The sequence below is a fragment of the Sulfitobacter sp. AS59 genome, from assembly GCF_038899995.1.
In the GTDB taxonomy this organism is placed as follows: Bacteria; Pseudomonadota; Alphaproteobacteria; order Rhodobacterales; family Rhodobacteraceae; genus Sulfitobacter.
In genome coordinates this window covers 54,321-78,959 of sequence record NZ_JBBMQK010000010.1, presented here as the reverse complement: position 1 = coordinate 78,959, position 24,639 = coordinate 54,321, and the positions used below count along the sequence as shown (strand labels likewise).

The following is a 24,639-nucleotide window of genomic DNA, read 5'->3' as shown; positions in this document are numbered from 1 at the left end:
AGCACTGATCACCGGTACGGTCCTTGGCCTGATCGCCGCATCATCCGCATTTGCCGGCAAGGAATGGAATGCGCCCGACGTGTCCCTCCTGCCCGCGGCCGTCGCATGAGCGGGTCGTTCTCACGCAGTCAATCGACCCGTAAACCCGGGGTCACGGCAACATCCGGGGGGGTCGTCGCAGCCCAGCATGTTCAGGCCGCTGAGGTCGGTGCCGACGTGTTGGCCGCGGGCGGTGATGCGGTTGATGCGGCGGTCGCCGTCAGTTTTGCTTTGGGCGTGCTGGAGCCCTGGATGTCCGGCCCGATGGGTGGCGGTGCGATGATGCTGTGGCGCGAGGACGAAGGCCGCGCCGTTGCCCTGAACTATGGGATGCGCTCTTCAGCCGGGCTTGATCTGGCGCAGTACCCCCTATCTGGCGCGGGCAAGGCATCTGACTTGTTCCCGTGGGAGGCTGTGGTTGACGACCGCAACGTGACAGGAGCCACGGCCGTGGCTGTTCCCGGCACCATGGCGGGCATTGCAGCCGCCCATGAACGGTATGGCCGGATGCCGTGGTCGTCACTGCTGTCACCCGCTGTCGCGCTGGCCAAGCGCGGTTTGCATGTGGATTGGTATGCAGCGCTGATCATCGCCTCCAGCGCGCGGGATCTGGCGCGCGATCAGGATGCAGCGGCGATTTACCTCGATGACGGGGTTTGGCCCAAGGGGTCCGGCTGGACTGCGCAGGCTGATCAGCGTCTGGACCAAAGCGCGATGGCCGCAACACTGGACCAAATCGCCCAAGAAGGCGCGGCGACCTTTTATCATGGCGACATCGCCCGCGCCCTTGTGCGCGATGTGACCGACAAGGGCGGGTTTCTGTCGATTGCAGATATGCGCGACTATCGCGTGACGTGGTCCGATCCGCTGTCCTTCCGGTTTCGCGACGGCGTTGTGCATGCTGTTCCCGGCCTCACTGCGGGGCCGACACTGGCCGATGCGATGGGCCACTGGGAAGATGGCTATGACGCGGCCGAAGCTGCAGCGCCGTCCGGGCATCTGGCCCGGGCCGACGGGCTGCACCGTGCTTATGCGCACCGCCTATCGTCGATGGGGGATCATGAAAGCGCACGTGCTCCGGGGTGCACGACACATTTCTCGATCGTGGACCGCGCCGGCAATATGGTTGCCATGACCCAGACGCTTTTGTCTGTGTTCGGCTCAAAGGTCGTGTCGGGCAGCACCGGATTGATGCTGAACAACGGCGTCATGTGGTTCGACCCTGAACCCGGCAAACCCAATTCGCTTGCCCCGGGCAAAGCGTGTCTGATGAACGTCTGCCCCGTAATTGGTGAAACCGCGACCGGTCGCTTTGCCTTGGGGGCGTCGGGCGGGCGCAAGATCATGCCGGCAGTGGCCCAGATCAGCAGCTATCTGATGGAGCAAGACATGACCCTGCAAGATGCAATCGAGGCCCCGCGCCTGGATGTTTCAGGCGGTGCGCAGGTGTTGGCCGATACCCGTCTTGCTGGCCCTGTGACGGATGCGTTGGCCGCGAAATTCCCGCTGGCTCTGGCCCAACGTTTGCCATTTCCCTATGCCTTTGCCTGCCCCGCAGCTGTCATGCGCCACGGCACCACAAATTCCGGCACGACCGAGACAATGTCCCCTTGGGGCGATGGCGTCGCAGAGCCCGAAAGCACAAAGGACCCCCATGACCCTACATGACGCCGCATACGCCAATATTGAGTCCTATTTCGACACTGGCGCGTTTCAGACCGAATTGGCCGCTTTGGTGGCCCGCCCAACCGAAAGCCAGGACCCGCGCGGCAAGCCGCATTTGCATGCCTATCTGCACGAAGACATCGCCCCTATGCTGCAAGAGATGGGCTTTACCTGCCGGTTTCACGACAATCCTGTGCCCGATGCCCCCCCGATTTTGACAGCCGAGCGGATCGAAAACGCGACCCTGCCCACAGTGCTTAGCTATGGTCACGGCGATGTCGTACGCGCGCAAGAAGACCAGTGGCGCGAGGGGCTGACCCCCTTTGAGTTGATTGAGGAAGGCGACCGTCTTTATGGGCGCGGCGCCGCTGACAACAAGGTACAGCACCTGATCAATCTGCGGGCGATGCGCGCAGTCATTGCCGCCCAAGGGCATCTGGGTTTCAACGCCAAGATCATCATTGAAATGGGCGAAGAGGCCGGATCGCCGGGCCTGAAAGAGTTCTGCGCCCAACAAAAGGACTTGCTGAAGGCTGATGTCTTTATTGCGTCGGACGGGCCGCGGCTGCGACCGGGAGCACCAACCATCTTTACCGGATCACGCGGTGGGGTCAGCTTTGATCTAGAGGTCAACCTGCGCGATGGGGCAAACCATTCGGGAAATTTTGGGGGTTTGCTGGCCGATCCTGCGATGATCCTTGCCCATGCCTTGGCCAGTATCACCGACGACCACGGCCAAATCCAGATTGCCGAGTGGCGGCCCGACAGTCTGACCTCCCGCATCCGCGAAATTCTGGCCGCCCTGCCCGCGCATGACACCGGCATCGCGCTGGACCCCGATTGGGGCGAAGCAGACCTGACCCCCGCCGAACGGGTTTTCGGTTGGAACAGCTTTACCATTCTGGCGATGAAGGCCGGGGTGCCAGAAGCGCCGCTGAATGCCATTGCGGGCTCTGCTCGGGCGACATGTCAATTGCGTTTTGTGGTTGGGACCGACGTGGACGATATCTTGCCCGCCCTGCGCCGCCATCTGGACCGCGCCGGTTTCGACAAGGTCAAAGTGGTCGAACACGGCGAAAACAGCTTTCCGGCGACGCGGCTGGCCCCCGATCACCCGATGGTTCGTTTTGCAAGTGCGTCAATTGAAAACAGCATAGGTGTTGCGCCGGATATCCTGCCCAATCTCGGCGGTTCGCTCCCCAATGACTGCTTTGCCGAAGTGCTGGGGCTACCAACAATCTGGGTTCCCCATTCCTATGCCGGGTGTTCGCAACATGCCCCCGACGAACACGTGCTCAAAAGCCTGTCGCGTCAGGCGTTGGTGGCGATGACCGGTCTGTTTGCCGACCTTTCCGCACAGAGCTCAAACTTGAAGTTACAGTGAGAGGAACGAAAACATGGTTCAGACAAGTTTTCTCGGGGATATGCTGACTTCGTTGTTCGAGCGTCGCCGCAACACCAGCACCAGCAGCGATACCCGCCCGATAGAAGAAATGTGCCTGTCGCTTTTGGCATCCGCGGGCGAGGTGTCTGGTATTTATCTCGCTAAGGCGATCCTAGACCGCTACGCGGAGCTTGGCACCGCCCAGAAGCTGGAATTTTTTCGTTTCCTGAACGACACATTGGAAATGGATGCTGGCAATTTGTGTGACCTGACGCAGGCCTATCTCGATACAGGTAGCGTCGCGGATTACCGTGCCATCACAATCGCTGCCGAACCGCGCAGGCAGGAATTGTTGCGTCGGCTGAACCAATCCGCTGGCGCGACGGCGCAATTGGTTTCAATGCGGGTCGATCTGCTCGGGTTTTTGAGAGACCACCCTGAGCTCAAACGGTGCGATTTTGATTTCCTGCATCTGCTGCGCAGCTGGTTCAATCGGGGCTTCTTGGTATTGCGTCAGATTTCTTGGGAGACACCGGCCAGCATACTCGAAAAGATTGTAGAATACGAAGCCGTCCACGCCATCAATGATTGGGAAGATTTACGGCGCCGGCTCTATCCTTCGGACCGCCGTTGTTTCGCATATTTCCATCCCACAATGCCGGACGAGCCGTTGATCTTTGTCGAGGTAGCGCTGATGAAGTCTGTGCCATCCTCGATCCAGCACGTGCTGGCTGAAAACCGCACGCCGTATCAAGCCGCCGATACAAATGTCGCCGTTTTCTATTCCATCTCGAATTGTCAGGACGGGCTGCAGGGCGTGAGCTTTGGTAACCTGCTGATCAAGCAGGTCGTTGATGAGTTAAGCCAGCAGTTGCCGCAGCTTGATACCTTTGTCACACTGTCGCCCATTCCGGGGTTCAATGACTGGCTCGCGGCGCAGACAGACACCCCGATCGCACAACGTATTATCGCGGGTGATGCGTCTGAAACGGAAGTCGAAACGGCTGCAGCACATTATCTGGTCAACGCCAAGCGCCCGGGCGGAAAACCCCGTGATCCCGTGGCACGGTTTCACCTAGGCAACGGTGCGATCCTGCACGAAGTTCACGCGAACGCCGACCTGACAGCAAAAGGTCGCGAGCAATCAAGCGGCGCAATGGTGAACTATCTCTATGACCTGAAGCGGATTGAGAAAAATCATGAACAATTTGTCCATGGCCAGACGATTGCCACGTCCAAACCCATAGCGTCCAAGGCGGCCGCCTTTGTCGCAATGCAAAAGGCAGCGCCCACAAAATGACCACCCCGCGAACTGGATTAGGATGGCACAGACACCAATGACAACCTCGCTCACATGGTGACGCGCAACACGCCGGCAGGTTCTAATTCTATCCCATGGCATGCAACGCTTTGGTCTGTGTAATTGAACCAGAACCGCTCTGCTTTTGTTGTGCGAATGCGGACACCGTCGGGCATGGGAAGGGTCTTGATCTGTGCCACGGCACAGGTCGTCACGATAAACTGGTCGAGCGCTTCATCATCCAGCCAGCCACCCAAATAAGTTTGATTGCCCTGGCACATCGCAACCGGCTCACCCGCTTCGCTTCGCAGGGTAACTTGCGCGCTGCCCTCCAACACCTCGCGGTAGCAGATGACCCGCCCCCCACCTTGTAGCGGAACAAAGATATCGCTGCGCAAGCTTTCGATCTGGGCGACCGTGACATCCAGACCGGAAATATCTGGCGGCAACGGCACAGGGATCGCCATTTCCCCATTACGCGCCCCAGTGCGCGGTCCATAGACAACAGCACTATCGCAGCTTGCGAGCGCGTGTTTCAGCGCGTCTTGCATGAACATCAAACCGGGGGCCATGATCAGCTTGTAGCCGTCAAAATTGCGCGTGGTGGAAGGCAGAATATCCACTGATAAACCCTGTCTTCGCAGCGCTTTATACGTATGAAATACCAACCCGAAATAGCTTAGGTCGCGGCCATGGGGTTGGGTTGCCCATGCAAAATCCGCGTCATAGTCAAACACAATGGCAACGGGGGCTTGCCCGCTGACAACATCCGGGGCGTCGCGCATTTCTGCACTCACTTTCCGGACTTCCTCCATCGCAAACGCATCTTTGCTGTCAGGGCGCAGCAGGCCTGCATGCAGCTGCTCTTGGGCAAATGGTACTTGCCGCCAGCGGAAATAGCACACCGCTTCTGCCCCATGGGCGAACGCCTCCCATGACCACAGCCGCACCATGCCTGCCAAGGGCACGGGGTTGTGCGGTGCCCAATTCACCGGACCGGGCTGTTGCTCCATCACCCACCAGCGGCCGCGGCCCACGGCCCGGTAGAGATCGTGATGAAACGCCTGAAAATCGGGATCGCCTTGGCGCGCAAACTTATGCTGGTGCGCGGCATCGGCACCGACCCTGTCCTCCAAGAAACCCAAGGGGTAGCTATCCCATGTGGCAATATCCAGATTTTCGCCCACGGCGAAATGATCGAAGTCTGTGATCCTGCCCATATAGTTATGACTGACAGGCGCGGCGCTGTGACGTCGGATCACGTCAAGCTGTAGCTGGTTAAACAGCACCACCTGATCCGAACTGAAACGACGGAAGGCCAAGCTGTGCGCCGGGTTTGCTTCGGTTACGGTCAGGTTCGGCGGATCGATATCGTCAAAGCAGTCATAGTCCATCGACCAGAACGTGTTCCCCCATTCAGCATTCAGCCGTGCGATGGTGCCATAGCGATTTTCCAGCCAGATGCGAAACGCCGCAGCCGCTGCATCACTGTAAGAAATTGTTGTGTCGTGGCAGCCATATTCATTGTCGATCTGCCACGCAGCAACATGCGGATTGGTGCCATAGCGGCGCGCCATTAGCTCGGCGATCTTTACGCATTCTTTCTTGTAGCCTTCGTGGCTAAAGCAATAGTGTCGGCGCGACCCGAACTTGCGCTGCCGTCCCTCGACATCCACCGCCAGCATATCGGGGTGACGTTTCAACATCCAGCGCGGCGGGGTCGCCGTGGGCGTGCCCAACACGACTTTCAGTCCGGCCGTACCCAATATTTCAATCGCAAGATCAAGCCAGTCCCAGTGATACTCATCGGGTTTAGGCTCTAGCTTGCTCCATGAGAACTCCCCGATCCGCACCCATGTCAAACCGGCCTCGACCATACGGCGAGCGTCGCTCTCCCACATCTCGACAGGCCACTGTTCAGGGTAATAGCAGGTCCCAAGGGTTCGTTTCATCATGCCTCACAAAATTATCCGGTATTCCCGCTGGCCTTTGACCCCAGCCGCAAAGCTAAAGGTTTGGCCATCCTGCGCGCCATCGCGCCCTTGCGCAGCCGAGGTTACAAAAACGGTCTTAAGGTCAGGACCCCCAAAAGCGGGGCATGTGGCCTGCGCTGCGGGAACGTCATAGGTCCCCATCAATGTGCCATCAGGGCCGTATCGTACAACCTGCCCCGCACCCCATTGCGCGTTCCACAAGCACCCTTCGCTATCCACAACCGATCCGTCGGGGTTTCTTTTGCTCTGCTTGAGGTCCACAAAAACTTCTGCATCACCCTCGGGCCAGCCGTCCTCCGCGTCGAGAGCAACCCTCATAATCTGCCGCGTCGGTGTGTCCGTGTAATAGGCAAAGCGGCGGTCAGGCGAAAAGGCGATGGAGTTCGAGATTGTGATGTCCCCAAACAGCTTGCGTAATTCGCCTTTGTAGAACCTGTATATCGCGCCCATTCCACGCTCTGCATCAAACCCCATGGTACCAATCCAAAAACCGCCCCAAGGGTCCGCGCGCCCGTCATTTGAACGGGTCAGCGGCTGCTCCGCTTCAAGCGGCGCAACCAACGCCCGTTCACCGCTGATCAGATCAAACTGCCAAAGACCGGTTTCCGAGGCTATGAGCAGCGTATTTGCATCAATCCATCCAGCAGCAGAGACACATTCGTCAAAGTTCCACGAAAGGACCTCACCATCGTGTTGCGACAACAACGTCTTGCCAAGAATATCAAACCAGAACAGCTGCGCGCGCTCGGGGTGCCACAATGGCCCCTCTCCCAAGGTACACGCACGGGCATCGAAAATCTCAGCGGTCACTGGCGCAACGCTTTGTCATAGGCCGCCACTGCTTCACGTGCGTTTTTTCCAACATCGGCAGCACTGTAACCCGGTTTATACAGGCTTGACCCTAGACCAAATCCAGTGACGCCTGCCGCCAGCCACTCCGCAAAATTGGCGGGGCCCACACCGCCTACGGCATAGGTCTCGGTTCCTGCGGGCAAAACCGCATTGATCGCTTTCAAACCCTCGATGCCCAGCAAGAACGAAGGGAAGAGCTTCAGCCCGTCCGCCCCGGCCTTGAGGGCCGCAAAACACTCGGTCGGGGTCATCACACCGGGATAGGACTTCATGCCTGCCGCCTTGCTGGCAGCGATAACAGCCGTGTCAGCGTTGGGGGATACAATCATTTTGCCGCCCGCATTCGCAACGTCCGTGACGCTTTGCACGTCCAGCACGGTCCCCGCCCCGATCATCGCTTCCGCGCCATGGTTGTGCGCCATCGCTTCGATCGATTTAAGCGGTTCGGGCGAATTCAGCGGCACCTCGATCCGAGTAATGCCTTCTGCGATCAGCGTTGCGCATATTTCGGCAGCTTCATGCGGCTGGATGCCACGCAGGATGGCGATGATATTCCGGCTCATGTCGAGGCCCCTTTTCTTAGGTTATATGCAGAGGTCAGACCGGCAAGCGTCAAATCTGCGCTCTCCAGCATCTCGGCTTGAATGCCCTGCTCGGCCAATGCGCTTTGGTAATGCACGGCAACAGCATCGGCACCAAGGATCGCAACATGACGCCCCAGCCAATAAGGCTTTGTGCCAGCCAACTCCAAACCGACCAACAGCCCAGACAGCCGCGCCCGCCCTGCGTCGGCAGTGGTCCCCAGCAACAACCCAGCGGCGCGCGTCCCGAACAGTTGCGCGGCGAAAGCCTGCGGACGGTCCATCGCGCTGGCCACCCCCGCCAAAAAGCTGTCCTGATCCCAGCCATCACTGGTGACCGAATGGCGCAGCACAGAATGCTGGGACAAAAGCGCAAACATCTCGCCCGTCATACAGGTCTGGAAACTGACAATCTCGCCTGCGCTGATATGTACCCACTTGGTGTGGGTACCGGGCAGACATAAAATACCGTCAAAATCGGGCTGAGCGCTTAGCACACCAGCGATCTGGGTTTCCTCACCGCGCATCACATCAGGGGGGGACATCTGTTTGACCCCCGGCAGGATGTGCACGGCCAGTCGCGGATCAGTGCTGGCGGGGATGACAGCGGCCTGCCCGCTTGGTGGGGCACAGGGCGTCGCGACATAGGGCGCTTCCATCCACCCTTCGCGTGCGCCGACCATGCCTGAGCAAATGACAGGCGTCACACGGTCAGGCGCGAGATAGGGTTCAACCAGCTCCAACAACGCGGGCTCAAACGCGTCACGCGCCAGACCAGCCATCCCTTTTTCAGAACTGTCTTGCGCAAAAGGCAGACCATCACGGCCCATCATCCAGACCCGCAGGTTTGACGTGCCCCAATCAACGGCAATCCATTCAGCGCTTTGTTGCACGGTGTCCATTCCCTATCCCGTGACCACGACGCCGCCATCAACGGCGATCAGCTGACCCGTCATCATGCGGCTGGAGGTTGAGGACAAGAACAGCACCGTGTCCACGATGTCTTGGGGCTTTAGCGTATCCTTGAGGCATTGCCGGTCGATATGTGCAGCAAGCGCTTCGGGTGTGACCCATTTCTCGATCTGTTTATCAGTGAGAACCCAACCGGGTGCCAGCGCATTGAGGCGGATTTTGTCGGGTCCAAACTCGCGCGCAAGCGATCGGGTCATGCCGTTAATCCCCGCGTTTGCGGTTGTGTAGGAAGGGTAGCCCGCGTTGCCCATCATGTAGGAAATCGAGCTCATGTTCACAATTGCACCGCCCCCCGCCGCGCGCATGCCCGCAATCACGGCTTGGCATGCAAAGAAATAGGATTTGAGGTTGATCGCTTGGGATTGGTCCCAGAATTCCTCGGTCACTTCTTCTGCTGAGTGCCGCGCATCATTGGCGGCATTGTTGACGAGGATGTTGACAGGGCCGTGCGCGTCGGCCGCCGCGGCCAAACATCGCTTGAGCGCGGGAATGTCAGAGATATCACAGGTCTGGGCAAAGGGGCGCTGGCCGTGTTTTGCTTCCATCTCGTCACAAAATGCGGAGGCATCACTGCGCTGGACAAAGCTGACCTTTGCCCCCTGCGCCATAAAGCCGTCGGTCAGGAATGCGCCAATACCGGCACCGCCGCCGGTGATGAAAACGGAACGTCCGCGCAGATCGGGGAAAGTGGCGTGTGTGTTCATCAGTGGCTTTCCCGTGTGACAGGGCGGGTGTCTTTGCCCACCAGAAAATCAAGATCCGCGCCTTGGTCGGCTTGTAAAACCGTATCGATATAAAGCTTGGCGTAGCCGCGCACGTAATGCGGCGGTTCCGGCATCCATGCGGCACGGCGTGTCGCCAGCACCTCGTCCGAGACCAGCACATCAAGCGTGCCGTCAGCCACCGACAAGCGGATGCGGTCACCCGTTTGGACCAGCCCAAGATTACCGCCCGCGTTCGATTCCGGGCTAACGTGCAGAATGACCGTACCGTAGGCCGTGCCAGACATACGCGCATCGGACACACGTACCATATCGCGCACCCCCTCTTTGATCAGGCGCGCAGGGATCGGCATATTGCCGACCTCGGGCATGCCCGGGTATCCTTTGGGGCCACATCCCTTGAGAACCAGCACGGTATCGGCCGTCACAGGCAAATCTTCTCGGTCGATATTGGCTTTCATATCCTCGATATTCTCGAACACGTAGGCCTCGCCCTCATGCTCCAACAGCGCATCGGTCGCGGCAGAAGGTTTCACAATCGCACCGTTGGGCGCGATGTTGCCGCGCAGCACCTTAAGCCCTGCGGCAGGGCGCAACGGATTGTCCAGCGGGCGGATCACATCCTCGTTGTAGCATTCCGCGCCTTCGGCATAGGCGAGGATATCACCGCCCATCACCGTTTTTGCAGGGCGCAATTTATCACGCAAATGCGACAGCACGACAGGCATCCCACCCGCATAGCAGAAATCTTCCATCAGGTATTTGCCCGAGGGCATACAGTTGACCAGCAGGGGAATGTCCGAGCCAAGCTCGAAGTCATCCAGCGACAGTTCGATCCCAACCCGTCCCGCAATCGCAAGCAGGTGGATAACCGCATTGGTCGACCCGCCCACAGCCGCATTGGCAAGGATCGCGTTTTCCATCGAGGCGCGGGTGATGACCTGCGACAGCCTGATATCTTCCTCGACCATCTCGACAATCCGTTTACCCGTCAGATGCGCCAGCGCCATACGCCGTGCATCCACCGCAGGCAGCGCGGCATTCGTGGGCAAGGACATGCCCATCGCCTCGACCACACTCGCCATCGTCGAGGCCGTGCCCATGGTCATGCAGACCCCTTTTGAACGGCTCATGCCGGATTCAGCGGCCATGAAATCTTGCAGGGTCATCTCCCCCGCACGCACAGCTTCGGAAAATTTCCAAACGTCCGTACCAGAGCCGATATCCTTGCCCTTCCACTTGCCGTTCAACATGGGGCCAGAGCTGACCACGATGGTCGGCAAATCAACGCTTGCAGCCCCCATCAACTGACCCGGGGTTGTCTTGTCACAGCCCCCCAGCAACACCACCCCGTCGATACCGTAGGCGCGGATGCTTTCCTCAACGTCCATCGCCAGCAGGTTGCGAAACAGCATGGCAGTGGGCTTCATCTGCGTCTCGCCAAGGCTCATTACCGGGAACTCGACCGGAAAACCGCCAGCCTCCCAAACGCCGCGTTTCACACCCTCGGCCAGATCGCGCAGGCCCGAGTTGCAGGGCGTGAGTTCGGACCATGTATTGCAGATGCCAATGATCGGGCGGCCATCAAAAACGTGGTCGGGGAAACCCTGGTTTTTCATCCAGCTGCGGTGGATAAACCCGTCACGATCATTCTTGCCATACCATGCGCGGTTGCGTTTTTCTTTTGTCATAGCCGAGTTCCTTCAACGACCCACATACGTTCAGGGAACGACCATGGCAGGGTCACGCCATGGTTCATGAGATATTTACCCGACAGCACAAGATCACGCTCTTTTAAGGCGGTTGTGCCGCGTGACAGGCCTGCCAACTCGTCGCGGTTGGCAAGGGTGATTTCATACATCGCGGCGGGGTCAAGCGCCGTAAGCCTTAGCGGGCGCGGTGAGATTTGGGCAGAGGTAGCGGCCTTGCCTGCGAAGACGACAAACCGTGCGCCTGCGGGGTCTTGTTGCTGCTCTGCGATGACGGCGGGATCGGCACTATCGAGGCGCAGAATATCGGCGGTACGCATCCACGCACGGTTATCTTTCCACCACTGCGTCACACGCATCAAAACTTCCGTTTCACGGGTGTCCAGCTCGCGCGGATCCATCTCGAACCCCATGTGGCGCTGTGCGGCGACCCACGCGCGAAAGGTAATATCCAGCGTACGACCAGAGGTGTGACAGTGGCGCGGTCCGACGTGACTGCCAGTGACAGCCGAAGGCAGGAACAATGCGGCGTCATGCTGGATGCGCAACCGCTCAAGCGCATCATTGCTATCGGACAGCCACACCCGCTGGGTCCGCGCCATAATGCCAAAGTCGATACGCCCGCCGCCAGAGGCACAGCTTTCAATCTCGACCAACGGGAAATCCGCGCGCAGGCGGTCCAACAACGCATAGGTGCCACGCGTTTGGGCCGCATCGGGTGTCGGCAAGACGCGGTTATGGTCCCACTTGATGTAGTCGATAGGATTGTCGCGCAGAATCGCTGAAATACGGTCATAGAGGAAATCACGGACCTGCGGCCGCGCCATGTTCAGCACCTTTTGCTGCCGCCCCAGTATCTGGTCCTGCGGCCCTAGCGCCCAGTCAGGATGGGCGCGGTAGACATCGCTATTTTCCGAGATCATCTCGGGCTCGAACCACAGGCCGAACGTCATGCCAAGGCTGTGAACGTGATCAATCAACGGCGTTAAACCGTCGGGGTATTTGCGAGCGTCGATGATCCAATCGCCCAAACTGCTCGTGTCATCATCCCGCAGGCCGAACCACCCGTCATCAAGCACAAAACGCTCTGCCCCCAAATGCGCTGCGCGCTCTGCGATGTCTTTGAGGACAGGCCATTTATGGTCGAAGTAGACAGCTTCCCAGCAATTGTAATGCACAGGGCGCGGGGTATCGGGCTTGGGCCATGTCACAATCCGCTCGCGCAAATGGCGCTGAAAGCTGACGGCGCAACCATTCAGCCCGGTATCAGAATATGTGAGATAAAGCGGTGCAGTCTCAAAACGTGTGGCCGCTGCAATCTCGGAGTCCTTTGCGTGGCCCCATTGCACCTGACGGCGGCCATCCTGCAACTCTTCTGCGATCATCGTGTGACCGCCCGACCAGCCGTAATGAAAGCCATAGCATTCACCCTGCGTATTCGTGGCCCCGGTCACGGGGACCATCAGGCCGGGAAAATGCTCGTGACCTGTACTCCCCGTGCGGTTGTCGCGTGTGCGGATACCTGCGGACCATGGCGTTCTATTCAGCTGAAATTCACCGCACCAACGGCCCGACACATCAATCATATCCATCGCCAACTGCGGGGCGGGCATCACAGGTGCGGCAAGCCAATGCAGCCGAACGGGCTGCGTCGCGTCCAGCTTGGTTTGGCAGGTGATAATACGCGTCTGCGCATCGACAGCAAATTCGAACGTGAGCGTGAGACCGTTGCCTGCATCCTGACAGACGAAACGCAGGGCATCCCCCTCCTCCACGCTGTGCAAGCGGAATTCTGGCAGCAATGGCCTACCATCGCTGGCGCTTAGCATCAGACCCGCCTGCCCTTGAAAACTGCGCGCAGCCTCGGGGCAGAGCGACACTGCGGGGTTTTCGTCTAGCATCCCACCCGTCACGTCAATCTGATGGGCCGCGCATAGCGCGCCGAGGTTTTCACCTGACGGCAAGCTTCCGCCCCAATAAACGACCTGCGGCAGCCGGTCATTTTCCGAGGCCAGAACAAGCGTCTGACGCCCGTCATCTAGGCGGTAAGTCTTTGTCATATCTATCTACTTTACAGCGCCAAGCGTGAGGCCGGCAATGAAGTGCTTTTGCATCAGAAAGAACATCGCAACCGGCGGCAAGGCCGCCACGATCGACCCCGCGCTCATCAAGTGATAGGCGGCGCGAAATTGGGAGTTAAACTCGGTTATGCCCGCCGTTACAGGTTGCGCGCTTGGCCCTTGGGTCAGCACCACCGCCCAGAAATAATCATTCCAGATGAAGGTAAAGATCAGCACGGCTAACGCTGCAAGTGCAGGCTTCATCAGGGGCAGCACGACAAAGAAGAATATCCGCCATTCGGCCACCCCTTCAACACGTGCTGCCTCGATCAACGGAAAGGGCAGCGCGCGGATAAAGTTGCGCATGAAGAGCGTGCAAAATCCTGTCTGAAACGCGATGTGGAACAGCACCAGACCTTGAATGCTGTCGTACATCCCCAAGCTGATCGTAAGGTCGCGCACCGGCACCATCAAAATCTGGAAGGGGACAAAATTGCCGGCGATGAACATAAAGAAGATCAGCAGATTTCCTTTGAATCGGTACAGTCCCAATGCAAATCCTGCCATGCTGGACAGCGCAATCGCCCCCAGAACCGTCGGCACAGTAATAAAGACGGAATTCAACAGATAGCGCGGCATGTTGCTCTCGAAGAAGACTTTGCCGTAGTTGGCGAACCCCTCAAAACTCGAAGGCCAGCCCCAATAATTGCCATTCGCAAAATCAGCCGCAGGTTTGATGGAAAACATTGCAACGGCGATCAGCGGTAGCAACCAAAGGATCAACGCAAAAGGCAACAGTGCCTGATAGGTCAGCTGCCAGTGGCGCGACCGTTTTGCGATGGGTGTTGGAAACATCAGTGTGCCCCCCGCTCGTCACGCCACATGGCATAAAGGAAGTAGGCGATAAACCCGAGCATGATCAGGAACAGGATCACCGCAATGGCAGAACCGTACCCCATGCGGAACCCGAACTCGGATAAGGATTCCTCGAACATGTAAAAGGACAACACGCGAGTTGAGCCGAACGGCCCGCCGTTGGTCATTACACTGATCAGATCAAACGACCGCAGCGCGCCGATGATCGTCACCACAAAGGCGATGAAAGTCGCGGGCTTGAGCTGGGGCAGGATAATATACCACAGCATCTTGCGCCCCTTCGCCCCGTCCAGACGCGCGGCCTCGATTTGTTCAGGATCAACCGCATTCAGCCCGGTAAGATACAGGATCATGCAATAGGCGGTCTGGGGCCACAGCCCCGCGGCAATAATCCCGTAGGTCGCTGTTGTCGGATCGCCCAGAATGTTCACCGGCCCTGCCCCAAATACCGCAAGGATCGCGTTCAAAAGCCCCTCGCGTGGCAGGTAGAACCATGAGAAGACCAAACCGACCACCACCTGAGAAATCACGAAGGGAAAGAAAAAAAGCGATTTATATAAACGAATTCCGCGCACCGTCTGATTGAGAAAAAGCGCGATGAACAGACCCGCAGGTACCGCCAGCATGTAGAGCACAAGCCATTTGAGGTTATTCCAGAACGACGTCTCGAATTTGCGATCCATTTTCTGATCGCCAATGCCCAACAGACGTTCGTAGTTTGCTGTTCCGACATAAGTCTTTTCACCCAGGCCATCCCACTCGTGAAAACTGATTGCGAAACTCTGACCGATGGGAATGATCACATAAACCGCAAAGAACAGCATCGCAGGGAACAGAAACAGCCACGGCGTCAGCGCAATCTCGTTGCGCTTGTACCAACTGCGCTTGGTGCGTGTTGTCATTGATGACATGCCGTGGCCTCCGGAAAATCAACGCATGCGAAAACCCCGGAACATCAGGCTTGCGGATAGGTTGAAAATGGGGTGCGCCCACCCAAGGCGGGAGGGCGCAGAAATTTAAGTTACTGGTAGATGCGCAGGCGCGCTTCTTCTAGACGCTCAAGGATGTCATCAAGGTTGTCAGGCACGACCATGAACTCCTGAAGGCCTTCCATGCCGACGCTTGCCATTTCCGCGCTAAAGTCGCGGTCAAAGAACTGGGCAACGCCGCCCTTGGCATTGGTTGTCAGCATCTCGAAACCCTGCTCCAGAAACTCGTCCGCATCAACGGAGGAGGCCGCGTTGACAGGAAGCTGGCCCAAGGCATCGCCCGCGTTGATCTTGGTCTGCACATCGGCAGAGGTCACATACTGAAGGAATGCCCGGGCATTTTCCTTGTTTGTGGCACCTGACGGGATGTGGAATGTGTCGGTCGGCGCGTCCTCACCCTGTGGGACATCCGCGATTTTCGGGAACTGATAGAAATCGATCTGCTCGTCGGTCAGCCCGCCTTCACGCATCGCCGCAACCGCAAAGTTGCCCATCAGATAAGATGCCGCCTCGCCGTCGATCATAAAGTTCAACGCTTCTTGCCAAGAATACGACTGGTGGTCGGCGATATAGCCGCCCATGTCGATCAGCTTGCGCCAGTTTGCAAATGTCTCGCGGACGCGGGGATCGGTCCATTCCACCTCGCCGCGGGCAAGCTGCATGTGGAAATCAAAACCGTTGGTGCGCATGTTCAGGTAATCGAACCAACCGCCTGCCGTCCAAAGAAACTTGGTCCCGATGGCGTAACAGGCACGACCCGATGCCACGATTTTCTCGCAGTTGGCCAGCTCTTCTTCGAAGGTCGCCGGCTCGCTTAGACCCAGTTCTTTAAAGATGTCCTCGCGGTAATACATGCCCCACTGATAATACGTATAGGGAACGCCCCACTGCTTGCCATCCATGGTCAGGGCACCCTTGACGGACTCCAGACCCGGCAGATCACCATTGGCATACATGTCAGAGATGTCTTCGAACAAACCGGCAGACACATAAGGCCCCATACGGTTGGCAGCGTACCAGTTGATCACATCCGGGGGGTTCGCACCCAACGCATTGCGGATCTGTGTTTTCCATGCCTCACGGTCAACAATCGTCAACTCGATATCCAGATCCGGATGCAACTCTTGGAACCCTGCAACAAGCCCCTCCATCACGGCACGGGGTGCGGGGTTCGACATGTCCGACATGATCTTGAGATCACCGGACAACTGGTTCCCGTCTGCAAAAGCAAACGATGTTGAAAAACTCGCCGCGACGACGGCCGCAAGTGACGCCTTAAGAATGGAATGCATGGTATCCTCCCTGATGCTTCCGCAATTCAAAACCGTCTCATTATTTGAAACTTAGTTTTGTATATTGATATATAACGGCAAGCTCGCTAGCCTTGTCAACAGTTTGGTGCGGTGCATGACTGCGGGAAATACGGTATATTTGATGCCAAAATGCACAGAGACGAGGGACGGCGGAGAGTGATATGAATGTTGTGACCAGCGATGGCACCGTCGCAAAAGCGCTAAGTGTGCTTGACCAGGTAACCGCGATGGGGCGGCCTGTCAGAATGCGCGAACTGCTTGAAACGTCCGAGTTTCCAAAACCGACCTTATACCGATTGCTGCAAACTCTGACGAACCAACGCATGCTGAGCTATGATAAAGAACAGCAAACCTATGCCCCCGGTATCCGGTTGGTCAGCCTTGCCCATTCCGCATGGTCGCAAGCGTCGCTTGCCCCGATTGCGGCCCCCCATATCAGTGCGCTTGGTGCCAGTTTGCGCGAGGCGATCCACCTTGCCCAACTCGACAATGGCCAGGTTGTTTTCGTCGACAAACGACAAGCCAGCAACCGCTTTGCAACATTGGCGCGCACCGGTCAGGTTGCGCCCGCCTATTGCACCGGGGTCGGCAAGGCCATCCTCGCCCATCTTCCGAAAGAAGAACAAGCCCAAGCGCTGCGGCAGCAGGCGTTCCTTAAATATACCGATGCAACCCATACCAGCGCTGAGACACTCCTGCGCGAGCTTGAGCAAATTCATTCCGAGGGTGTCGCCTTTGACCGCGAAGAGCACGAGGTTGGCATCATCAGCATTGCAGCGCCCATCCTGACCGATGCAGGCCGTGTTGTGGGTGCTGTGTCGATCGCGACTGCCACAAACCGCCATACACTGGATGGGCTGAATGCTTTCCGCCCTGCCCTGCTTGACTGTGCCGCCCTTATCGGGGCCGAGGCGCAATCGTGGCAATCCCCCTCCGTCCCTTCATAAAAGGAATTCCCTTATGGCCGGTGTCGTCCTGAAAGATGTCGTAAAACGCTATGGCGAAGTTCAAGTGATCCACGGGATCGACCTTGAAATCGAAAACGGCGAGTTTTGCGTTTTTGTCGGGCCGTCGGGCTGTGGCAAATCGACGTTGCTGCGCATGGTCGCCGGGTTGGAGGAGACGACCGAGGGAAGCATGAGCATCGGGGACAGGGACGTGACCCGCATGGACCCGGCAGAGCGCGGCGTGGCGATGGTTTTCCAGACCTACGCGCTTTATCCCCATATGACCGTACGCGACAACATGGGTTTCGGCCTCAAGATGAACGGCCACCCCAAAGTGGAAATCGCTCAGAAAGTCGCCGAAGCCACGCGGATCCTAAAACTTGAAGAGTATCTTGACCGTAAACCGGCTGCCCTGTCGGGCGGGCAGCGACAGCGTGTGTCGATCGGGCGCGCGATTGTGCGCGGCCCCGAGGTGTTCCTGTTTGACGAGCCGCTATCGAACCTTGACGCCGAGCTGCGTGTGGAGATGCGCGTTGAAATCGCGCGGCTTCACAAGGAAATCGGTGCCACCATGGTTTATGTGACCCATGATCAGGTGGAGGCGATGACACTCGCTGATAAAATCGTAGTGCTTAGAAAAGGCAGGATCGAACAGGTCGGCGCACCACTCGATCTCTACCGAAACCCGGACAATAAATTTGTGGCCGGATTCATCGGATCGCCTGCGATGAACTTTATCGACGGCACATCAACAGGTGACGCCGTCACGCTTGCTGGCCTCGACGGTACCTACGCCCTGCCGATAGCACTGCCTGAGAAAGGCACAGCCGTTATATTCGGCATCCGCCCCGAACACATCGAAATCGACCCCAGCGGGAACAGTTTCACGGTAGAGATGACCGAAGCACTGGGTGGTGTGTCCTATGTTCATCTGCTGTCCGATACCGGCACAAAAATCATCATCGAAGAACGCGGCGACGAGCGGTCGAAAGAGGGCGCGCGTGTTGGCGTGAAGATACCGCTGAACCGTGCGATGTTGTTTGACGCCAAAACGGAAAAACGCCTGAGATAGTGGCAATTTACGCCGAAGTAGGCGTCCACTCTACATCTATTTAGCAAATATTGATTTGGCGGCTGAAACACCCAGCACCTTGCGCCTTTCAGCGCGCAAGCCGCAGTGCAAATCGGCCCGCGCTGTATTTCTGCGGGTTCGACCCCGCTAATTATGAATCTTTTGCCCGCAGGTATGGGCATGTGGAAGATATTTCTTTAAATACCTATGGTAAGGGCAACAAACCAACAAGACAACCATAGCGAGCGCGTGATATGAAGTGTCATGTGCGCTTTAAGCCCACGACCCCAACAGGCGTAGCTAGTGGATGGTATTTTGAAATTTAATTTTTCGAAGCAGACAAAAATCAGCAGTATCTGGGCTTTCGGGGTATTATGCGCGGCTATCCTGCTCATATTGATCACAGCGTATCGATTTGATCGCCTTTTGTATTCATCATACATTCAGCAAGTGCGATCCGACACATATTTTGAGCTACTCGAAGTTCGGGAAAGCTTTGAAGAAATCACTCATTCTCAATCCCTTGTCCTCAGAGAACTGGCCACATTTATCAGTGAAAATCCGGGCGTCAGCCAGGATGAGTTTGCGGCACGCGTAAAGAACATTCGCGGCTTGGACGACTTGATGATCAATATCGCTGCTGCCCCTGATATGGTTGTTTCGCTCATCTACCCAGCCGAGGAAAATCAGGGTGCCTTGGGGCTTAACTATCGCGAGAACGCCGAGCAGCTTCCAGCCGTGATGAGGATGATAGAAACCGGAAACGAACTGATCACGGGACCGGTCAATCTGGTTCAGGGGGGGTTGGGGCTTATTCTGCGCGCACCTGTCTATCTTCCTGATGCTGATAACACCGACGACGACGACACCGCCCAATCGCTCAGAGAGCCGTGGGGCATCGTATCGTTGGTGTTGGACTACGATCAGTTTCTAATTGAATCCGGCATCGCCGAAGCAGAAGAAAAATATGATCTCCTGATTGATATTGCCGAAAACCCAGACGGGGGCCAAGGCTCCTTTGTATATGGCGATCAATCATTGGTCGGACAGGATACCGTAAACCTGGCATTTGACTTTGAATTCGAGGATTGGATTTTACACGCTATAACAAAAGGCGGGTGGCCGGAAACTTCTCCCGACCAATGGCGGCAGCGAAACATCATGCTATTGGCAAGTTTGGTACTGCTGGGCACCTTGCTTTACATCCTATGGCTTTCTCATACGCGCAAGCGTGCCGAATTGCTGCTGAATATGGGGATTGAGGCATTGGAGGATGGTTTCGTTATGTTCGATGACAATGACCGACTGATACTGAGCAACTCAAAATATCGCAAAATCTATGACCTTCCTGAGAAGGTTCTGAAACCCGGCACCCCGTACCGCAACATCATAATGGCAGGTGTCGAGAGCCGGCAGTTCCCACCCAGTACCCCCGATCAGTCTGACTGGATCGAACGCCGGCTTCGGCTGCATCGTTCCGGAGATCACATTGAGATAGAAACGCATCTTATTGATGGGCGCGTGGTCAAAGCATCAAACCACCCCCTGAAAGACGGCGGCTATGTGGGTCTGCGTGTCGATGTAACGGAATTAAGCCAAGCAAAAGAAGCCGCCGAAGCAGCAAGCGAGGCCAAGACCAATTTTATGGGTGTCCTCAGCCACGAGCTTAGAACCCCGTTGACGGTTATAATGGGCGTTGCACAGATCCTAAAGAATACTCGGGAGCTCAGTAAGTCAAAGGAGTTGTCATCTGCCTACGACCAAGGCGACGTTAAACCGGAAGACGCCAAAGCGCTGCTTAACGAGCTATACGATCAACTTGACGGATTAATGGCGCGGATGACCCAATCCGGCGAGCATCTTCTACATTTGATTAACGAGATTTTGGACATTACCAAAATTGAATCCGGTGGCCTGATTATCGAGCCGGAGCTTTGTCAAATTAGCGATATCGTGAACCCGGTCGCAGAGCAGCTTAAGACGCTCACCGTTAAAAAGGGGCTTGATTTCGAGGTCGTACAAGACGCCGAAACGGTATTTGCCGACAAAGTCAGAGCACGCCAGATTTTGTTCAATCTGATTGGAAATGCGATCAAATTTACCGATGCCGGATTTGTCCGTCTTATCGTCAAGACGGACGGCGATATGGTAAGATTTGAGGTTCACGACAGCGGCATGGGCATACCCAAGGACCAGCTCGAAAGTATCTTTGATGTCTTCTATCAGGTCGATTCAACGGCGACCCGGCGCGCAGGGGGCACAGGCATGGGACTGGCCATTTCAAGAAGCCTAGCCGAGCTGCAGAATGGCCGCCTCACCGTAAGCAGCACAGCCGGAAAGGGCAGCTGTTTTGTACTGACCCTGCCCGCCAGCAAAGTCTTTACGTAGCTCTTAGCTAGCTACCTGTCTCAACACTCCTGCTTGGAAATGCGTGTTGCTGATGCCGACGCGATCAGCTAAATCTTGATTCGTTATGTTATAACATAACTTATCAAACACCCGGTGACCAACCGAATGGAGATCACACATGCATTTCACAGCCGCAAAAAACCTTAGCACATTCATTGTCTGCGCGTTTGTCGCACTGACCGCACCAGCAAGCGCACAAACCAACCAAGCCACCGACAAGGCGCACACGCATGCGCATACAGCCGATGACATTTACCGCGGGATTTTCGAAGACGACCAAATCAAACCGCGGCAGTTGTCAGATTGGGAGGGTGACTGGCAGTCCGTCTATCCTTTCCTGAAAGATGGAACGTTGGATGAGGTGATGGTGCATAAGGCAGAGCATGGCGAACGCACCGCCAGTGAATACAAAGCCTATTATGACATCGGATACGCGACGGATGTGGAACGCATCCTGTTTCAAGGCAACACCGCAACCTTCTTTCGCAATGGCGTTCCGCTTCAGGGCGAATACAAGAATGACGGCTACGAAGTACTGACTTATGCAGCAGGAAACCGCGGCGTACGCTATATCTTTGAAAAGGTAAGCGGCGACGCCGATGCGCCTCAATACTTCCAGTTCAGCGACCACCGTATCGCGCCAGCCAAAGCCGACCATTACCACCTTTATTGGGGTAACGACCGCGCCGCGTTGTTAAATGAAGTCACCAACTGGCCGACGTATTATCCAGCCAACCTAAGCGGGACTGAAATCGCCGACGCGATGCAAGCACACTAATATCGCGCAGGCATGGCGGGTGAAACTCACTCGGCATGCCTGCTTTCAGTGCGAACCACCCGCGCAAACGCATATCCCGAAGCGACAAGTACAAAGAAAACCGAAGAGGTGATCCCGAACCCCGAAGTAACACTGATGACGTCATCGGTCAGGCCAAAAATGCGGTCCAAACCGGTGAAGGATTTAGTGCCACCTTGCCCCGCGAGACCCAAACCCGCTCCACGGCGGCGGAGACCCGATGGCGCGGAAAGCCGCCGAGCTTTTTAAAAGCACAACGAGACGCGGGAACCGTTTGTGAAATCCAACGTTCATCCGTCACGATACAGCAGTGTCGTGACCCACATTTTTCTTATCAGTAAAGAGGACGTAACGATGGCCAAGACGAAGACGCTTGAAGACCTTTTTCTAGATACCCTGAAAGACATTTACTATGCAGAGCGCAAAATTCTAAAGGCATTGCCCAAGATGAAGCGCGCGGCGACAAACGAAAAGCTGGCCCAGGCTTTTGAAAAGCACCACAGCGAGACAGAAGAGCAGATCGAACGGCTGCAAAAGGTCTTTGAAAGCATGGGCAAGACCGCCCGTGGCAAGACCTGCGACGCCATCGAAGGCATTATCGCCGAAGCAGAAGAAATCATGGACGAATTCAAAGGCTCTCCGGCCCTTGATGCTGGCTTGATCTCTTCAGCGCAGGCTGTCGAGCATTATGAAATAACCCGCTACGGTACCCTGCATCGCTGGGCGAAAGAGCTGGGCATGAAGGACGCGGCCAAGCTGTTGAATGAAACATTGCAGCAAGAATGGAAGACCGACGAGGATCTTACCAAACTTGCCGATAAAACAGTGAATGATTCAGCAAAAGCGCCAGAAAACGCCTAAGGCTGAGGACGGCGGGCGGGGTGCGCTGGCCCCTGCCCGTCAATCAGATTGAACAATATAGAGATTTTCAGCCGCACTTGGCCTGATCAGAGCGGGTTTGTCTGACGCAAGCAACCGGATCATGAGGGTGCTGCAATCGTCCACGATGCCGTTTGGCGGCATATCCGTGCTTTCCAAGAAACGGCGTTGTGCATCATCGTCCATTCCGGCCCAAAAGCCATCCGTGGCGATAACAAGCGGCGCGGCGTCCTCACCCTGAAGGGTCAAGATATCAGGGGCAATGAATTCCGTAGCCCGAAAACTGCGTGTCAGCCTATTCCTTAGCGGTGAGCCTATGATCTCATCTAGGGGCATATCCTTGATCGCGTTGGCTAATGTGTGTGGTTTTATCAGCCACTCTATCGCGGCATGTGTACGGAAACGTCCGATCAGACAGTCACCAGCGTAAAGAATTTCTATCGGGCGTTTGGGCTCGATCAGCGCCACAAGATAGCTTGCCGACGCCCATCGCAGTTCCCTCGAGCATTTTATATGAATCTGCCGCAGCTGATCGACGATGTCATTGGCGGATACACGTGTTTTCGCAGAGGTGAACCAATCGACCAAATCGCGCGCGATCAATTGTGCCAGCTCACCGCTTTGCGGTTTTGCGGTTGCCCCGTCTAGCACAATGCACAGCACCGTATCATCCCGCAGGCCGATGCCGCAGTAATCCTGATTTGTATCTGTGCCGTCGCCCCTAACACTGCGCCAGCTTATCTCAACACCCACTTCACATATGCCCATCATCGGCCGCGGCCAAAGCCGCAAAACGTTTCCGAACGATATCGGCGCGCCCCTCAGGCCCTCTTATATTTCCCGCGACGAAGCCATCAAAATCCCAATGTCGCTGCAGCGCCTGGCATTGTTCAGCAATGAAAGACCGGATGTCTGCATCAGCATTCCTCACATCGCCCACCAACGTCTCGCGCCCGTCCACAACCAGCAGAATATCCTCGATATCGCGGCTCATCAGCAGGTCGTCATCCCCGCGCCCCAAGAATGCTTCGAGCTTTGTGGCGAGAAACAGTTCTGGCACAAGGTGTTTGATTTCCAGCTGATCCGTCAGAGGGTACGCAACTGCTGTTTCGATACCTTTCGCATACCACCGGTTGCTGAACCCCAGTATTTTTTCGTCGTCAGGCATAAAGTCGACCTTCAGCTCGCCCAGGCGCATCCGGCAAATGACATTGTCCTCATGGGTTTCTGAAAATCCCTTTTCGCGCAACTGGGTCTGCAATTGCGCCCATTCTCCGTAACCGGCCAGGTCGATAATCAGATCAACGTCATCCGTGGCTCTGACATCCTCAAGAGTTATGGTGTCGGTGATAAACAGCGCCGTTGTGCATCCGCCCACAAAAACAAAACGTTTTCGCAGCTCGGGGCCAAGCGCCACAGCGACCGTTTCAAGCATGTTTCGCAATTGCCCGTGAACGGTTGTCATCTGCTCAATAACTTTTCTGATAGACGGTCAGATGCGAGCTTGGCCTCCCGTTGGCGGCCCAATCGTATCGCATCAATGAGTGCGAGGTATTCGTACAGTTTTTCATCTTCTTGAACGGCATCCGGTACGGATTTGAAAAGGGGGTCAACTGCTTGTCCCATTTCCTTGCCATAGGCATATGGCCAGACGTAAATATAGCTGCCACCCGCCACCAAATACGGCTCAAGCATCGGGGCTGAAAAGGCGGTTGGGATACCTCTTGTCATCGCGCCGGGCTTGGCTGGAAACACAAACTTCAGACCATGTATGATAAAGCTACATAGGTCGCGGCGATTTGGTTTGGCATGTCCGTCAGGACCGCCTTTGAGGGCAAGCCCGGATGCACAGCTGCGATTGATCGAGGCATTCACCTCGGACTTGCTGATACCAAGGGACGCCTCAAGGCTGCGGACAGAATACGGGTCTTCTCGCGAGGATGGACCGTCGCGGTTGGAAGCGCGTTCTTGTTCTTCAAGGCTCACGAGCTTGAGCAGTATGACAATGTCCTGGCTTTTCATGCGGTACCCTTATGCGTCCCTTGTCCATGGACTGCGGACAGTTAAGCACACTACTGAT

The 24,639-nt window shown here is 56.5% G+C and carries 21 protein-coding genes; 8 read left to right on the top strand and 13 right to left on the bottom strand.

The annotated features are described in order from the left end of the window. The first annotated feature begins 105 nt into the window (after positions 1-105). The 3 genes from WNY39_RS16870 to WNY39_RS16860 are packed head-to-tail and all read left to right on the top strand — an operon-like array spanning position 106 to position 4,388. Entirely contained in the window at positions 106-1,707 is a 1,602-nt protein-coding gene (locus WNY39_RS16870) for a gamma-glutamyltransferase (protein ID WP_342847404.1), read from the top strand. Next, on the top strand, positions 1,694-3,088 hold the full coding sequence (locus WNY39_RS16865) for a M20 family metallopeptidase (RefSeq protein ID WP_342847403.1): 1,395 nt from the start codon (positions 1,694-1,696) through the stop codon (positions 3,086-3,088). Before WNY39_RS16870 ends, WNY39_RS16865 begins: the two co-directional genes overlap by 14 nt. 13 nt (positions 3,089-3,101) lie before the next feature. Further along, positions 3,102-4,388, top strand: coding sequence for a malonyl-CoA decarboxylase (locus tag WNY39_RS16860; RefSeq protein WP_342847402.1), 1,287 nt, complete (start codon positions 3,102-3,104; stop codon positions 4,386-4,388). Positions 4,389-4,438: 50 nt separating this feature from the next. On the opposite strand, the gene WNY39_RS16855 is transcribed toward WNY39_RS16860, so the two are convergent. The 10 genes from WNY39_RS16855 to WNY39_RS16810 form a co-directional block, all read right to left on the bottom strand. After that, the gene (locus tag WNY39_RS16855; RefSeq protein ID WP_342847401.1) at positions 4,439-6,340 is read right to left on the bottom strand and encodes a beta-galactosidase; all 1,902 of its coding nucleotides are present in this window, start codon (positions 6,338-6,340) and stop codon (positions 4,439-4,441) included. Positions 6,341-6,346: 6 nt separating this feature from the next. Then, positions 6,347-7,192 (bottom strand): SMP-30/gluconolactonase/LRE family protein, encoded by an 846-nt coding sequence (locus WNY39_RS16850; protein ID WP_342847400.1) that lies wholly within the window; start codon positions 7,190-7,192, stop codon positions 6,347-6,349. Further along, positions 7,189-7,797, bottom strand: a complete 609-nt coding sequence (locus WNY39_RS16845; RefSeq protein WP_342847398.1) for a 2-dehydro-3-deoxy-6-phosphogalactonate aldolase — start codon at positions 7,795-7,797, stop codon at positions 7,189-7,191. The genes WNY39_RS16850 and WNY39_RS16845 overlap by 4 nt, the downstream gene beginning before the upstream one ends. After that, positions 7,794-8,717 (bottom strand): 2-dehydro-3-deoxygalactonokinase, encoded by a 924-nt coding sequence (locus WNY39_RS16840; RefSeq protein ID WP_342847396.1) that lies wholly within the window; start codon positions 8,715-8,717, stop codon positions 7,794-7,796. Before WNY39_RS16840 ends, WNY39_RS16845 begins: the two co-directional genes overlap by 4 nt. 3 nt (positions 8,718-8,720) lie before the next feature. Continuing rightward, entirely contained in the window at positions 8,721-9,491 is a 771-nt protein-coding gene (locus WNY39_RS16835) for an SDR family oxidoreductase (protein WP_342847395.1), read from the bottom strand. Continuing rightward, positions 9,491-11,200, bottom strand: coding sequence for an IlvD/Edd family dehydratase (locus WNY39_RS16830; protein WP_342847393.1), 1,710 nt, complete (start codon positions 11,198-11,200; stop codon positions 9,491-9,493). Before WNY39_RS16830 ends, WNY39_RS16835 begins: the two co-directional genes overlap by 1 nt. Beyond that, positions 11,197-13,278 carry an alpha-galactosidase gene (locus WNY39_RS16825; RefSeq protein WP_342847391.1) on the bottom strand — a complete coding sequence of 694 codons (2,082 nt, stop codon included), beginning with the start codon at positions 13,276-13,278 and terminating at the stop codon, positions 11,197-11,199. Before WNY39_RS16825 ends, WNY39_RS16830 begins: the two co-directional genes overlap by 4 nt. Before the next feature lie 6 nt (positions 13,279-13,284). Then, positions 13,285-14,133, bottom strand: a complete 849-nt coding sequence (locus WNY39_RS16820; protein ID WP_342847389.1) for a carbohydrate ABC transporter permease — start codon at positions 14,131-14,133, stop codon at positions 13,285-13,287. Continuing rightward, positions 14,133-15,065, bottom strand: a complete 933-nt coding sequence (locus tag WNY39_RS16815; RefSeq protein ID WP_342847387.1) for a sugar ABC transporter permease — start codon at positions 15,063-15,065, stop codon at positions 14,133-14,135. The genes WNY39_RS16820 and WNY39_RS16815 overlap by 1 nt, the downstream gene beginning before the upstream one ends. A gap of 110 nt (positions 15,066-15,175) precedes the next feature. After that, on the bottom strand, positions 15,176-16,435 hold the full coding sequence (locus tag WNY39_RS16810) for an ABC transporter substrate-binding protein (RefSeq protein WP_342847385.1): 1,260 nt from the start codon (positions 16,433-16,435) through the stop codon (positions 15,176-15,178). Positions 16,436-16,617: 182 nt separating this feature from the next. On the opposite strand from WNY39_RS16810, the gene WNY39_RS16805 reads away from it, so the two are divergent. The 5 genes from WNY39_RS16805 to WNY39_RS16785 all read left to right on the top strand — a co-directional run bounded on the left by WNY39_RS16805 (position 16,618) and on the right by WNY39_RS16785 (position 22,541). Then, the gene (locus WNY39_RS16805; protein ID WP_342847383.1) at positions 16,618-17,403 is read left to right on the top strand and encodes an IclR family transcriptional regulator; all 786 of its coding nucleotides are present in this window, start codon (positions 16,618-16,620) and stop codon (positions 17,401-17,403) included. Between the two features lie 13 nt (positions 17,404-17,416). Beyond that, positions 17,417-18,475, top strand: coding sequence for a sn-glycerol-3-phosphate ABC transporter ATP-binding protein UgpC (gene ugpC / locus WNY39_RS16800; protein WP_342847382.1), 1,059 nt, complete (start codon positions 17,417-17,419; stop codon positions 18,473-18,475). Positions 18,476-18,778: 303 nt separating this feature from the next. Further along, positions 18,779-20,863: an ATP-binding protein gene (locus WNY39_RS16795; protein WP_342847380.1), complete on the top strand. Its 2,085-nt coding sequence runs from the start codon at positions 18,779-18,781 to the stop codon at positions 20,861-20,863. Positions 20,864-21,002: 139 nt separating this feature from the next. Then, the gene (locus WNY39_RS16790) at positions 21,003-21,662 is read left to right on the top strand and encodes a metal-binding protein ZinT (RefSeq protein ID WP_342847378.1); all 660 of its coding nucleotides are present in this window, start codon (positions 21,003-21,005) and stop codon (positions 21,660-21,662) included. Between the two features lie 372 nt (positions 21,663-22,034). Beyond that, positions 22,035-22,541 (top strand): ferritin-like domain-containing protein, encoded by a 507-nt coding sequence (locus WNY39_RS16785; protein WP_341235729.1) that lies wholly within the window; start codon positions 22,035-22,037, stop codon positions 22,539-22,541. A gap of 39 nt (positions 22,542-22,580) precedes the next feature. Here WNY39_RS16785 and WNY39_RS16780 read toward each other — a convergent pair whose 3' ends face one another. From WNY39_RS16780 to WNY39_RS16770, 3 genes are read right to left on the bottom strand one after another with little or no spacing between them, the layout of a single operon-like run. Next, positions 22,581-23,330, bottom strand: coding sequence for a protein phosphatase 2C domain-containing protein (locus tag WNY39_RS16780; protein WP_342847377.1), 750 nt, complete (start codon positions 23,328-23,330; stop codon positions 22,581-22,583). Then, positions 23,314-24,024 (bottom strand): hypothetical protein, encoded by a 711-nt coding sequence (locus WNY39_RS16775; protein WP_342847376.1) that lies wholly within the window; start codon positions 24,022-24,024, stop codon positions 23,314-23,316. The genes WNY39_RS16780 and WNY39_RS16775 overlap by 17 nt, the downstream gene beginning before the upstream one ends. After that, a complete protein-coding gene (locus WNY39_RS16770) occupies positions 24,021-24,581 on the bottom strand; it encodes a hypothetical protein (protein ID WP_342847375.1) in 561 nt (186 codons plus the stop codon). The genes WNY39_RS16775 and WNY39_RS16770 overlap by 4 nt, the downstream gene beginning before the upstream one ends. Between the last annotated feature and the right edge of the window lie 58 nt (positions 24,582-24,639).

Excerpts from the sequence above, each read along its gene's own strand:
- WNY39_RS16775 (WP_342847376.1), bottom strand. The coding sequence starts at position 24,024 with ATGACAACCGTTCACGGGCAATTGCGAAACATGCTTGAAACGGTCGCT.
- WNY39_RS16780 (WP_342847377.1), bottom strand. The coding sequence starts at position 23,330 with ATGATGGGCATATGTGAAGTGGGTGTTGAGATAAGCTGGCGCAGTGTT.
- WNY39_RS16860 (WP_342847402.1), top strand. The coding sequence starts at position 3,102 with ATGGTTCAGACAAGTTTTCTCGGGGATATGCTGACTTCGTTGTTCGAG.
- WNY39_RS16825 (WP_342847391.1), bottom strand. The coding sequence starts at position 13,278 with ATGACAAAGACTTACCGCCTAGATGACGGGCGTCAGACGCTTGTTCTG.
- ugpC (WP_342847382.1), top strand. The coding sequence starts at position 17,417 with ATGGCCGGTGTCGTCCTGAAAGATGTCGTAAAACGCTATGGCGAAGTT.
- WNY39_RS16865 (WP_342847403.1), top strand. The coding sequence starts at position 1,694 with ATGACCCTACATGACGCCGCATACGCCAATATTGAGTCCTATTTCGAC.
- WNY39_RS16790 (WP_342847378.1), top strand. The coding sequence starts at position 21,003 with ATGCATTTCACAGCCGCAAAAAACCTTAGCACATTCATTGTCTGCGCG.
- WNY39_RS16870 (WP_342847404.1), top strand. The coding sequence starts at position 106 with ATGAGCGGGTCGTTCTCACGCAGTCAATCGACCCGTAAACCCGGGGTC.
- WNY39_RS16840 (WP_342847396.1), bottom strand. The coding sequence starts at position 8,717 with ATGGACACCGTGCAACAAAGCGCTGAATGGATTGCCGTTGATTGGGGC.
- WNY39_RS16810 (WP_342847385.1), bottom strand. The coding sequence starts at position 16,435 with ATGCATTCCATTCTTAAGGCGTCACTTGCGGCCGTCGTCGCGGCGAGT.
- WNY39_RS16815 (WP_342847387.1), bottom strand. The coding sequence starts at position 15,065 with ATGTCATCAATGACAACACGCACCAAGCGCAGTTGGTACAAGCGCAAC.
- WNY39_RS16835 (WP_342847395.1), bottom strand. The coding sequence starts at position 9,491 with ATGAACACACACGCCACTTTCCCCGATCTGCGCGGACGTTCCGTTTTC.
- WNY39_RS16845 (WP_342847398.1), bottom strand. The coding sequence starts at position 7,797 with ATGAGCCGGAATATCATCGCCATCCTGCGTGGCATCCAGCCGCATGAA.
- WNY39_RS16830 (WP_342847393.1), bottom strand. The coding sequence starts at position 11,200 with ATGACAAAAGAAAAACGCAACCGCGCATGGTATGGCAAGAATGATCGT.
- WNY39_RS16820 (WP_342847389.1), bottom strand. The coding sequence starts at position 14,133 with ATGTTTCCAACACCCATCGCAAAACGGTCGCGCCACTGGCAGCTGACC.
- WNY39_RS16805 (WP_342847383.1), top strand. The coding sequence starts at position 16,618 with ATGAATGTTGTGACCAGCGATGGCACCGTCGCAAAAGCGCTAAGTGTG.
- WNY39_RS16770 (WP_342847375.1), bottom strand. The coding sequence starts at position 24,581 with ATGAAAAGCCAGGACATTGTCATACTGCTCAAGCTCGTGAGCCTTGAA.
- WNY39_RS16855 (WP_342847401.1), bottom strand. The coding sequence starts at position 6,340 with ATGAAACGAACCCTTGGGACCTGCTATTACCCTGAACAGTGGCCTGTC.
- WNY39_RS16785 (WP_341235729.1), top strand. The coding sequence starts at position 22,035 with ATGGCCAAGACGAAGACGCTTGAAGACCTTTTTCTAGATACCCTGAAA.